Source organism: Limimaricola sp. AA108-03, assembly GCF_050847355.1.
GTDB lineage: Bacteria > Pseudomonadota > Alphaproteobacteria > Rhodobacterales > Rhodobacteraceae > Limimaricola.
On record NZ_CP193755.1, the window covers coordinates 299,469 to 311,280 of the forward strand.

Below are 11,812 nucleotides of genomic sequence, written 5' to 3' on the forward strand. Positions count from 1 at the left end.
GCCGGGGCAGGGTTCCGGAGCCGCCTCATGCGCCGAGCTTCGCATGCACCGCGTCGAGATCGATCTCGCGCCGCGGCGCACGCCGGGACGGGTCGTCGATGTCATAGCCAAATAGCTCGAAGTCGCGGCCATAGACTTCCTGCACGAGATGCATCGACAGGTCGTCGAAGAACGCCTCGACCGGGTGGGCGCGCCTGGGCCCATGCCCTTCGCTTTCGTTGAAACGCGGCATCGCGCCGAGATCCACCGGATGGCGCAGCGGCGCGCGTGCCAGAACCCCGGCCATGCCGGCCTCGAAATCCTCGACATGCAGGATCACGTCGTAACGTCCGCCCCCCTTGATCAGGGTCGAGACATGGCCTGACATCGCCGACCAGTGGATGTCGGGGTCCATCGGCCTGTTGAAGCGGATCGTGTCGCGCACGAAGAGCAGGAAGCGGCGAAAGCTGCGGATCTGGTCGAACTCGAAGCCGGTGTCGGGATCGCCCACCTCGACCCCGTATGTCTCCATCAGCTTCGGGACGAGATTGCCGCGATAGCGTCGCCCGTTGCGCTGGATGCCGCAGATCTTGTCGAAGAAGGAGGAGAGGATGCGCTCATAGGGGTTGCGAACGCAGCTGAAGACGAGGCTCTTATGCGCGGTGACGTTGTCGGAAATCGGGCCCCGGCTGTGGTCGAGGCCCCATTTGTGCAGTCCCTCCTGCGCGTCGTGGATGTCGCCGTCGAAGAACCGGCCGTGATCCGAGCGGTACATGATCTGGCCGATGGTCGAGCAGGCGCATTTCGGCACCACCCGATAGACCATGCTTTCGCTCTCGGTCATCCAGGTGCCCGGAAACCCCATGCGCGCTCTCCCATGCCTGCGATGGCGCGCCTGCGCCACAAGGGACGGCGAAATCCCCGCAGCCCTGTTTAGGGGAGGGTCGGACGGGCTATCAAGGCGCAAACCGCCGCCAGTTCCGGCGCGTGGCGCAGCGGAAACGGACATGACGCGCATCGCCTTCATCCTGCTGGTTCACAAGGACCCCGAGGCGGTCGTCCGACAAGCGCGCGGGCTCGCCGCCTCGGGCGACGTGGTGGTGGTGCATCTCGACGCCCGCGCCCCGGCCGAGGCCTGGCGGATCCTGCAGGACGGGTTGCGCGCCGAACCCGGCGTGGCGCTGGTCGAACGGCGCCGACGCTGCGGCTGGGGCGGCTGGAGCCTCGTCGCCGCCACCATCTCGGCACTGCGCCTCGCGCTCGCGCGGTTTTCCGATGCCACGCATTTCTACCTGCTCTCGGGCGATTGCATGGCGATCAAGTCCGCGGCCCATGCGCATGAGCTGTTGGCGCGCGACGACGTCGACTGGATCGAGAGCGTCGACTTCTTCGACGGCGGCTGGATCAAGACCGGCATGCAGGAGGAGCGGCTGACGCGCTGGCATCTCTTCAATGAGCGCGAACGCAAGGGGTTGTTCTATGCCAGCCTCGGCCTGCAGCGGCGGCTGGGGCTGCGCCGCCGGCTGCCTGCCGACATCCGGCCGATGATCGGCTCGCAATGGTGGTGCCTGCGCCGGGCCACGGTGGAGACAGTGCTGCGTCTGCTGAACGAGCGGCCCGATCTGCGGCGGCTGTTCCGCTGGAGCTGGATCCCCGACGAGACGCTGTTCCAGACGCTGGTGCGCCACCTCGTGCCCCGCGAAGAGATCCGGTCGCGCAGCCCGACCTTTCTCGCCTTCACCGATTACGGCATGCCCGCGAGCTTCCACGACGAGCATCACGACATGCTGCTGGCCCAGAACGCGCTCTTTGCACGCAAGATCAGCCCCGGCGCGACGCGGCTGCGGGCGCGGCTTTCGGATCTGTGGGCATCGCAGCGGCGCGATTATCCCCGCGGCGGCGACGGGCGGCGGCTGCATGACTACCTGACCGGGCGCGGCCGGATCGGGGAAAGATACGGGCCACGGGCGTGGGAGGTCGGCGGCAGGGTCGGGGCCGGGCGCGAGCTTTTGCTGATCGTCGCGCATAAGCGGCACGTGGCCAAGCGGCTGGTGGGCATGATCAGGCAGCAGGGCGATCCCGCCGTGTTCGACTACGTCTTCGACGAGGAGGCGGCGGCGCTGCCTCCGCTGGGCGGCTTCGAGCGCGGCCTTGTCAAGCGGTCGCGGCATCCCCGGGCGATGCTGCGAGTGTTGTTCGAGGCGCAGGACCTGGCGCGGCTGGCGTTCTGTATCGATCCCTGCCGTCTCGACCTGATCCAAGACCTTACGGAAGATCGCACCGATCTGCGCGTTCTCGAGATCGCGACGCGGATCGACGACGCCTATCTGCGCCTGCACGCGCAGCGCCTGAAGCTGGCGGATACCGACGCGGCGGGGCTCGATCTGCTGATCCCGACGCTGCGCCGGCAGTTCGATGGCGAGAGCCGCGCCTTGGGCGAGGCGGGCATCGCGCGGCATTACCGGCTTGTCGAGGGCGCGCCCGCAGAGGACAACGCGAAGGCGTTGCAGGCGTTTCTCGACATCCCGGCGGATACTGCGCTGGATATCGTGCGGACGCCGCACTTGTTCGACGACTGAGGAGGAAGCGATGCGCTTCGACTATGACGACCAGAACATCTTCGCGAAGATCCTGCGCGGCGAGATTCCCAACAAGACCGTGCTCGAAACCGAGCACACGCTTGCCTTCGAGGACATCGCGCCGCAGGCGCCGGTGCATGTGCTGGTGATCCCGAAGGGGCCCTATGTCAGCTACGACCACTTCGCGCGCGACGCCTCGGACGCGGAGATCCTCGACTTCACCCGTGCGGTGGCACGGATCTGCGAGGAGGCGGATGTCGAGGCCGGCTTCCGCGCGATCTCCAACGCCCGCGCCCATGGCGTGCAGGAGGTGCCGCATTTCCACGTGCACATCCTCGGCGGTCGGCCATTGGGCCGGATGCTGGAGCGCGGCTGAGACCGGGCAGGGCGTCGCCGCGCCGAGTTCGGGAAGGCGCGATGGAGCTCAGGCCTTTTGCGAGGCGGCGGCGCGGATCGCATCGGCGATGCGGCGCGGCTCGGGGCTCTCGCCCTTGGCGGGCCAGCCCTCGCGCTGGGCGGTGCGGTCGCCGTCGGTCGCCTCGGTCTGGTCGTGAAACAGGACCATCCGGGTCGGGTAGGGCAGATCGACGCCCTTCTCGTTCAGCGCGTTGTAGGTGTCGCGGATCACCCGACCCCAGACATGCACCACTTCGGCGCGCGCCGGCTGGGTCCACCAGCGCAGGCGGATCGTGTTGCCGTCGGCGTCCATGCCCCACGGGATCGCCTCGGGCGCGGGATCGGCGAGCACGCCGTCGCAGTTGCCCGCAGCCTCGACCATGATCCTGCAGGCCTCGTCGATATCGTCCGAGCAGCCGATCAGCACGTCGTATTGCGACCGGCGTTTGTCGAAGGCGGTGTTGACCACCACCGCGTCGGTGTAGATGTCCGAGTTCGGGATCACCACGCGGCGGCCGTCATAGGTCTTGATCAAGGTGGCGCGGGTCTCGATCCGCTCGACCGTACCTTCGTGACCGCCCGAGACGATCTGGTCGCCCACCTCAAAGGGCTGACGGATCAGGATCAGGATGCCCGCCAGCATGTTCTGCAGGATGTCCTTGAAGGCGAAGCCGATCGCGACCGAGCCGATCCCGAGGCCCGCGAAGAGATCGCCTGGCGAGATCGACGGCGCGACGATGGTGACGGCGAGCATGATTCCGAGAATCGTCACCAGCCAGCGAAGCAGGCTTGCGCCGACATCGCCGAGGTTGTCGCGGCCACGCTTCCTGCCAGAGCGACGCACCAGCGCCGCCACGCCGCGGGCGAGAAACCAGAAGACGACCAGAAGCACCAGCGCCACGGCGATGTTCGGCAGCAGCCGGAAGAAGCCGTCGGCCCAGGCGTCGATCTTTTCGAATATGTTGCCGGTGTCGGCATCGACACCGGCGAAGCTGTCGATGTCTTCGCGCGGGGCGATCTGCGTCTCTTCTTCCATGCGGTCCCTCCTGTCGGCGGAGGGGCAACCTCAGGCGGCGGAGACGGGTTCCTTGGCCTTGGAGGTGAGCTGCAGGAATACGTCTTCCAGATCCGCCTCCTCGGTTTTCACGTCGGAAAGCCGCATGCCGCCCGCGCGGATCGCGTCGAGCACCGTGCCCGCGCCCATCACGCGCGCGTCGTAGCTGAAGGCTAGCGCCCCGCCCGGCCGCTCGGTGACGCTGACGCCCTCTGGCAGGGCCGGGATCGCAGCGGGGCCCTCGGGGGTCACTACCAGCGTCTTGCCGGTGACCCGGCCGACGAGATTGGCGGTGGTGTCGCGGGTGATGACGCGGCCCTGATCGATGATCGCGATCTCGTCGCACATCTCTTGCGCCTCTTCGAGGTAATGGGTCGTCAGGATGATCGTCGTGCCCTGCTCGTTCAGCTTGCGGACGTTGCGCCAGAGCATGTTGCGCAGCTCGATGTCGACGCCCGCCGTCGGCTCGTCGAGCACCAGCACGCGGGGGGAGTGCACCAGCGCCTTTGCAAGCAGAAGCCGCCGCCGCATGCCGCCCGAGAGCGAACGGGCATAGGCGTCGGCCTTGTCGGCGAGGCCGACGAGATCGAGAAGCTCCATGGTGCGACGCTGGGATTTCGGCACGCCCCAGAGCCCCGCCTGCACGTCGAGCGCGCCGCGCGGGGTGAAGAACGGGTCGAGGACGAGTTCCTGCGGCATCACGCCGATCGCCGCGCGTGACTGGCGCGGGTTCACGTCCTGATCGAAGCCCCAGATCTTCACCCGCCCTTCGGATTTGAGCACCAAGCCAGCCATGATGTTGATCATCGTCGACTTGCCCGCCCCGTTGGGGCCCAGGAGGCCGAAGATCGAGCCCGCCGGAATCGACAGATCGACACCGTCGAGCGCCAGCTTGGCGGGGGATCTGGCGCTGGGCGCATAGGTCTTCTTCAGGCCGGTGATCTCGATGGCGGCGTCGGTCATGGCTCGAGTCCTTTCGCGTCTTGTCCCTGCGGGCGGGGCGGCTAGAATGTAGCGCGATCAGGGCCGGGTCCATGCCCGGCCGCTCCCGTTTGCAAGGCAAGGCCCCTCATGACACTTCCCGCGCCCGAGACCAAGATCGTCGACACATGGCGCATCGCCTGCGACGGCGGCAGCGCAGGGCTCGGCCATCCGCGCGTCTGGCTGATGATCCCGCACGATACCGGCTGGGTCGACTGCTCCTATTGCGACGCGCGCTATGTTCACCGCGATTTCGCCGAGAAGGGCGCGGAGGGGCTGGACGACATCACCCGCGGGCAGGATCGCTCGGGCCAGGAGAACGAGACCCGCTGAGGCGGGCGCTCCGGTCCCAATTTCCTTGCAAAGGAAATTGCCCGAATTCTTGCAAGAATTCGGTTTGAATTGACACGACATCGCGAAAGAGGGCGGGCATGACGCAATTCGGCAAGGGGTGCCACCTGCACCTGATCGACGGCTCGGCCTTCATCTTCCGCGCCTATCACGCACTGCCACCGCTGACCCGCAAATCGGACGGTTTGCCGGTTGGCGCGGTGTCGGGCTTCGTCAACATGCTGCAGCGCTATATCGACGGCAATACCGGCCCCGACGCCGCCACCCATGTCGCAGTGATCTTCGACAAGGGCTCGCATACCTTCCGCAACGATCTCTACGACCTCTACAAGGCCAATCGCGAGGCGATGCCCGAGGATCTGCGGCCGCAGATCCCGCTGACGCGTCGCGCCACCGAGGCGTTCAACATCGCCTGCAAGGAGAGGGAAGGCTTCGAGGCCGACGACATCATCGCGGCGCTCTCCTGCCAGGCCCGGGACGCCGGCGGCCGCGTCACCATCATCTCCTCCGACAAGGACCTGATGCAGCTCGTCGGCGACGGGGTCGAAATGCTCGACCCGATGAAGAACCGCCGCATCGACCGCGACGGCGTTTTCGAGAAATTCGGCGTCTGGCCCGACCGTGTCGTCGATGTACAGGCGCTCGCGGGCGATTCGGTCGATAACGTTCCCGGCGCGCCCGGCATCGGCATCAAGACGGCGGCGCTCCTGATCAACGAGTTCGGCGATCTGGAGACGCTTCTGGAGCGCGCCGGCGAAATCAAGCAGCCCAAGCGACGCCAGACCCTGATCGAGCACGAAAAACAGATCCGGCTGTCGAAGCAGTTGGTGGCGCTCGATTGCGACTGCCCGCTCGACTTCACGCTCGACGATCTCGAGATCCGCGAGCCGGACCCCGAGGTGCTGCTGGGCTTCCTCGCCGAGATGGAGTTCCGCACCATCACCCGCCGAGTTGCCGAGAAACTGGGGCAGGAGGCGCCGGTGGTGCCCGAGGTGGCCGCGACCGAGGCGGTCGAGCCCGAGCCCGAGGCCCCCTTCGATCATGCCGGTTATCAGAAGGTGACGACGGCCGAGGAGCTGCAGGTCTGGATCGACGCGATCCGCGAGCTGGGCCATGTCGCGGTCGACACCGAGACCACGAGCCTCGACGAGATGCGTGCCGAGCTCGTCGGCATCTCGCTGGCGCTGACGCCGGGCCATGCCTGCTACATCCCCCTGTGCCACAGCGAAGGCGGCGACGATCTGTTCGGGGGTGCACAGCTCTGCGCGGGGCAGATGCCGATGGAGGAGGCGCTGGCGATGCTGAAGCCGGTGCTGGAGGATGCCTCGATCCTCAAGATCGGCCAGAACATGAAATACGACCTGAAGATATTCGCCGGTCTCGGGATCGACGTGGCGCCTTTCGATGACACGATGCTCCTGAGCTACGCGATGCATGCGGGGCTGCATGGGCACGGCATGGACACGCTCAGCGAGCGCTATCTCGGCCATCTGCCGATCCCGATCAAGCAGGTGATCGGCACCGGCAAATCGGCGGTGACATTCGATCGGGTCGGCATCGACGAGGCGGTGAAATACGCGGCCGAGGACGCCGACATCACGCTGCGCCTGTGGAAGCGGTTCAAGCCGGATCTGCACCGCAATCGAGTCACCACCGTCTACGAGACGCTGGAGCGCCCGCTGGTGCCGGTGCTGGCGCGGATGGAGCGGGCGGGCGTCGAGGTCGACCGCGAGGTGCTGTCGCGCATGTCCAATGCCTTCGCGCAGAAGATGGCGGGGCTGGAGGCCGAGATCCACGAGAAGGCCGGACGCCCCTTCAATGTCGGGAGCCCCAAGCAACTCGGCGAGATCCTGTTCGATGATCTCGGCCTGCCCGGCGGAAAGAAGGGCAAGACCGGGGCCTATGCGACAGGGGCCGACATCCTCGAAGACCTCGCCACCGAACACGAGCTACCGCGCCTCGTGCTGGATTGGCGCCAGATCTCGAAGCTGAAATCGACCTATACCGACAGCCTGCAGGAGCACATCCACCCCGACACCGGGCGGGTGCACACCTCCTATTCGATCGCGGGCGCCAACACCGGCCGCCTTGCTTCGACCGACCCGAACCTGCAGAACATCCCGATCCGCACCGAGGAAGGCCGCCGCATCCGGGAGGCCTTCGTCGCGCCCAACGGGCGCACCCTCGTCTCGCTCGACTACAGCCAGATCGAGCTGCGTATCCTCGCCCACATGGCGGGGATCGAGGAGTTGAAGCAGGCGTTCCGCGAGGGGCAGGACATCCACGCCGCCACCGCGTCCGAGATGTTCAACGTACCCCTCGACGAAATGACACCCGAGATTCGGCGCCAGGCCAAGGCGATCAACTTCGGCGTGATCTATGGCATCTCGGGCTTCGGCCTCGCTCGCAACCTGCGGATTCCGCGCGAGCAGGCGCAGGGCTTCATCGACCGCTATTTCGAGCGTTTCCCGGGCATCCGCACCTACATGGACGAGACCACCGCCTTCGCGAAGGCCAATGGCTATGTTCAGACGCTGTTCGGGCGGCGCATCAACACGCCCGAGATCAACGCCAAGGGGCCGGGGGCGGGGTTCGCCAAGCGCGCCGCGATCAACGCGCCGATCCAGGGCACGGCGGCCGACATCATCCGCCGCGCGATGATCCGCATGGACGATGCCATCGCCGCCGTGCCCTCGGCGCGGATGCTGCTGCAGGTGCATGACGAACTGCTGTTCGAGGTCGACGAGGCCGAGGCCGAGGCGCTGATCCCCATCGCCCGCGAGGTGATGGAGAACGCGGCGCGGCCCGCGGTGCATCTCGACGTGCAGCTGCTGGCCGAGGGCGGACAGGGTCGGACCTGGGCCGAGGCGCACTGAACGGAACCGCGCCCCTCGCGCATCGTTGCCTTGCCGAAGCGGGCGGCGGCAACGTGGCCGCCCGTCCAGCACGAGGATTCAATGATGGGCGAGCACAGCCAAGAGAAGCGCGTGGAAATGTTCTGGAAGCGGATCGATGGTCTGCATGCCGGGCTGATCGGGCTCAAGGGCACTGATCGGCTGATTCCGATGGCGCATTACACCGATCCCGCAGCGGGCTGCCTGTGGTTTATCGGCCATGACGGCACCGAACTGGCGGAGCGCGCCGAGACCGGTCCGCAGGACGCGGTCTTCGCGGTGACCAGCGACGAGCATGGCATCTATACCCATGTCCACGGTACGCTGACGCTGAGCCATGACGAGCAGAAGCTCGACGAGCTGTGGTCGAAGGTGGCCGCGAGCTGGTTCGAGGATGGCCGCCGCGATCCTGACATCCGGCTGCTGTGCCTGACGCTGCGATCGGCCGAGGTCTGGACCTCGACCACCTCCGCCGCGCGGTTCCTCTACGAGACCGCCAAGGGCAACCTGTCGGAGAGCAAGCCCGACGTGGGCGACAAGTATTCGCTGACGTTCTGAAACAAGGCGTCCTCGACGCGGGAAGGGCGGCCTCGGGGCCGCCCTTCCCGTATCTGCCGGTCCGAACGATACCTATTCGGTACGGGTTACGGCACGAAGAAAGGCGCGGGCCCTTGCGGATCCGCGCCCTCTCGCGGTGTGGTCACGACCGGCGCGTCACCCGCCGACCGCGTCGCGCACGGCCGGCTGGAGTGCCCGACCGTTTCCTCAGTTGACCGATTTCTCCTCGATCAGGTTCGCATCCTGCGGCTTCTGGCTCGAGATCTCGATACGGCGCGGCTTCAGCGCTTCGGGCACCTCGCGCACGAGGTCGATATGCAGCATGCCGTCGAGATGGCTGGCGCCTGTCACCTTCACGTGGTCGGCAAGGTGGAAGCGGCGCTCGAAGGCGCGCGTCGCGATGCCGCGATGCAGGAAGGTGCGGCCCTCCTGATCGTCCTCGGCCTTGCGCGCGGTCACGATCAGAGCATTCTCGCGGACCTCGACGGCGAGGTCGTCGGCACCAAAGCCGGCAACGGCGATCGAGATGCGCCATGCGCTCTCGTCGGTCTTCTCGATGTTGTAGGGCGGGTAGTTGTTCTGCGCGGTCTCGCCGGCAAGCACGCGGTCCATCAGATCGGCAACCTGATCGAAGCCCACGGTGGCGCGGTAGAGCGGGGCAAGATCGAACGTACGCATCATGGTCATCCTCTGTCTCAAAGCGATAACGTCGTGATGGCCCTCCCGACGGGGGACGGGCCGGAGATCCGGAGCCCTGTCTGGCGCTCCGTAACCGCAATGTGGGTGGGGATTTTCGGGCTTTCAAGAGCCCCGCGACCGCGATCTCAGGGGCGGATGAAGCGGGCGCCGATCTCGGTTCTCTGGCCGGCGCCAACCACCCGGACCTGACCCGTGGACAGGCCGCCGAAGGCGCCGGTGCCGCTCTCCATGCGGGCCCGCAGATCGGGCAGGGGCCGGTCGAGCGCGACCCCGATGGCGACGTTGCGACCATCCATCTCGGCCTTGGCCGAGATCACCGAGACGATCCGCGCCCTGCCGCCCTCGAAGCTGAAGACAGGCGAACCCGAGGAGCCGTAATCGACATCGCAGCCCATCACCAGAAGGCCGTTCTCCTCGCCCAGCACGTCGCAGGTCTCCTGCAGCGAGGGTGCCTCGGCCCGGTCATGCGCGTAGGAGACCACGCCGACCTCGGCGCCCGCGACGACCCCCTCCAACGTCTCGAACGGGGTGATGCGGGCCGAGCGGATCGGCTGCGCGAGTTCAAGAAGCGCCACGTCCTCGGCGCTGGCCGCGCCGGACCCGGTGCCGACGAAGGCGTAGCCCTCGGGGGCCAGCGCCCGGCGCACCGAGCGGTAGGCCAGCGCCCGGCCGCCCCGCATCCCGGCCTTGAACTCGATCTCGGACGGATCGATCCGATCGCCGCTGTCGCGGTCGTAAAGACAATGCGCGGCGGTGAGGACGAGGTCGGGCGCGATCAGCGCCCCCGTGCAGAAGCCGCGGCCCCCGATATCGAGACGCCCCACAGCCTCCCAGCCGCGCGCGTCATCGCCCGTCACCATCTCGACGAGATCGTGACGATCCGCGCGCACCGGCAGCGACAGCGCCACCAGAACCAGCAAGGCGACCGCGATGGCCTGCCGCATCTGCCCTCCTTCGGGTCGCCGGGCAGGGAGCACCCGGTTCGCAGGCGAGACTAGGCCAGACGGCGATGGCTTCAAAGGGCAATCAAGCCGATTGTTTCGAAATCGCGGGAGGTTGCGGCCCGCCGGTCGCCCAGTCGAGAAGCTGCACCGAATGCACCACCGGCACACCGGTGCCGCGGCCGATCTGCATCATGCAACCGATGTTGCCGGCGGCGATCACCTGCGGCTTCAGCACCTCCAGCGTCTCGACCTTGCGGTCGCGCAATTCGGCGGAAATCTCGGGCTGCATCAGGTTATAGGTGCCGGCCGAGCCGCAGCACAGGTGGCTGTCGGCGGGCTCGAGCACCTCGAACCCGGCCTGCTTCAACAGGTTCTTCGGCCCGGCCTTCAGCTTCTGGCCATGTTGCAGCGAGCAGGCGGCGTGGTAGGCCACGCGCATCGGCGCGACCTTCGCCTTCTCGGGCAGGCCCAGCTCGGCCACGATCTCCGATACGTCGCGGCACAGCCCGCCGATCCGCGCGGCCTCGGCCTCCATCTCGTGGCCCGCGAACATGTGGCCGTAATCCTTCATCGTGGTGCCGCAGCCCGAGGTGTTGATCACCACGGCGTCGAGCCCCTCGATCGAGGCCATCGAGCGGATCAGCTTGGCTGCGGTGCCGCGCGCCTCGTCATGCTTGCCCATATGCTCGGTCAGCGCGCCGCAGCAGCCGACGCCCTCGGGGATCACCACCTCGCAGCCCAGCCGGGTGAGCAGCCGGATCGTCGCATCGTTGATCTCGGTGTCGAGCGCGCGCTGGGCGCAGCCGATCGACAGCCCGACGCGCATCCGCCGCTCGCCCATGGCGGGGAACACCTGCGGATCGTCGTTGCGCGACACCGGGGGGATCTTCGCGGGCGCCATCTCCAGCATCGCGCGCAGCCGGCGGTCGGGCATCAGCCCCTTGAACGGCTTGCCGAGTTTCGCGGCCAGAAGCGCCAGCCGGAACCGGCCCGGATAGGGCAGGATCCGCGCCAGCACCCAGCGCAGGAAACGGTCCATCACCGGCCGTTCGTAGTTCTTCTCGATATAGCCGCGGGCCTGGTCGATCAGGTGGCCGTAATGCACGCCCGAGGGACATGTGGTCATGCAGGCGAGGCAGCCGAGGCAGCGGTCGAGATGGGTGACCGTCTTGTCGTCGGGGACGCGCTCGTTCTCGAGCATGTCCTTGATCAGGTAGATCCGGCCGCGCGGGCTGTCCAGCTCGTCGCCCAGCACCTGATAGGTCGGGCAGGTCGCCGTGCAGAAGCCGCAATGCACGCAGGATCGCAGGATCGCGTTGGCCTCGGCGATCTTCGGATCGCGCAGCTGCTCGGGGGTGAAACTGGTCTGCATGGGGT

The 11,812-nt window shown here is 67.2% G+C and carries 10 protein-coding genes and 1 pseudogene; 5 read left to right on the forward strand and 6 right to left on the reverse strand.

Annotated features, from left to right (window positions below):
• Positions 1-25 precede the first annotated feature (25 nt).
• Positions 26-844 (reverse strand): sulfotransferase family protein, encoded by an 819-nt coding sequence (locus tag ACRAQ3_RS01595; RefSeq protein WP_432255416.1) that lies wholly within the window; start codon positions 842-844, stop codon positions 26-28.
• A 142-nt stretch (positions 845-986) separates the two neighbouring features.
• Here ACRAQ3_RS01595 and ACRAQ3_RS01600 point away from each other — a divergent pair, with 142 nt between their 5' ends.
• Together ACRAQ3_RS01600 and ACRAQ3_RS01605 are read left to right on the forward strand one after the other, a co-directional pair.
• Complete coding sequence (locus ACRAQ3_RS01600; RefSeq protein ID WP_432255417.1) at positions 987-2,558, forward strand: DUF5928 domain-containing protein; 1,572 nt, start codon at positions 987-989, stop codon at positions 2,556-2,558.
• Positions 2,559-2,568: 10 nt separating this feature from the next.
• Positions 2,569-2,934 carry an HIT domain-containing protein gene (locus ACRAQ3_RS01605; RefSeq protein ID WP_432255418.1) on the forward strand — a complete coding sequence of 122 codons (366 nt, stop codon included), beginning with the start codon at positions 2,569-2,571 and terminating at the stop codon, positions 2,932-2,934.
• 48 nt (positions 2,935-2,982) lie between these two features.
• Here the strand turns inward: ACRAQ3_RS01605 and ACRAQ3_RS01610 are convergent, their stop codons facing one another.
• Together ACRAQ3_RS01610 and ACRAQ3_RS01615 are read right to left on the reverse strand one after the other, a co-directional pair.
• On the reverse strand, positions 2,983-3,990 hold the full coding sequence (locus ACRAQ3_RS01610; RefSeq protein WP_432255419.1) for a mechanosensitive ion channel family protein: 1,008 nt from the start codon (positions 3,988-3,990) through the stop codon (positions 2,983-2,985).
• Positions 3,991-4,020: 30 nt separating this feature from the next.
• On the reverse strand, positions 4,021-4,971 hold the full coding sequence (locus ACRAQ3_RS01615) for an ABC transporter ATP-binding protein (RefSeq protein ID WP_432255420.1): 951 nt from the start codon (positions 4,969-4,971) through the stop codon (positions 4,021-4,023).
• A gap of 108 nt (positions 4,972-5,079) precedes the next feature.
• Here ACRAQ3_RS01615 and ACRAQ3_RS01620 point away from each other — a divergent pair.
• The 3 genes and pseudogenes from ACRAQ3_RS01620 to ACRAQ3_RS01630 form a co-directional block, all read left to right on the forward strand.
• Positions 5,080-5,253 (forward strand): annotated as a pseudogene (locus ACRAQ3_RS01620) (zinc-finger domain-containing protein); the annotation flags it as partial.
• Between the two features lie 167 nt (positions 5,254-5,420).
• Positions 5,421-8,216 carry a DNA polymerase I gene (gene polA / locus ACRAQ3_RS01625; protein ID WP_432255421.1) on the forward strand — a complete coding sequence of 932 codons (2,796 nt, stop codon included), beginning with the start codon at positions 5,421-5,423 and terminating at the stop codon, positions 8,214-8,216.
• Between the two features lie 84 nt (positions 8,217-8,300).
• Entirely contained in the window at positions 8,301-8,792 is a 492-nt protein-coding gene (locus ACRAQ3_RS01630) for a pyridoxamine 5'-phosphate oxidase family protein (RefSeq protein ID WP_432255422.1), read from the forward strand.
• A gap of 207 nt (positions 8,793-8,999) precedes the next feature.
• On the opposite strand, the gene ACRAQ3_RS01635 is transcribed toward ACRAQ3_RS01630, so the two are convergent.
• From ACRAQ3_RS01635 to glcF, 3 genes are all read right to left on the reverse strand, one after another.
• The gene (locus ACRAQ3_RS01635; protein ID WP_269397663.1) at positions 9,000-9,470 is read right to left on the reverse strand and encodes an Hsp20 family protein; all 471 of its coding nucleotides are present in this window, start codon (positions 9,468-9,470) and stop codon (positions 9,000-9,002) included.
• A gap of 146 nt (positions 9,471-9,616) precedes the next feature.
• On the reverse strand, positions 9,617-10,435 hold the full coding sequence (locus ACRAQ3_RS01640) for a trypsin-like serine peptidase (protein ID WP_432255423.1): 819 nt from the start codon (positions 10,433-10,435) through the stop codon (positions 9,617-9,619).
• A gap of 82 nt (positions 10,436-10,517) precedes the next feature.
• Complete coding sequence (glcF, locus tag ACRAQ3_RS01645) at positions 10,518-11,807, reverse strand: glycolate oxidase subunit GlcF (protein ID WP_432255424.1); 1,290 nt, start codon at positions 11,805-11,807, stop codon at positions 10,518-10,520.
• Positions 11,808-11,812 lie beyond the last annotated feature (5 nt).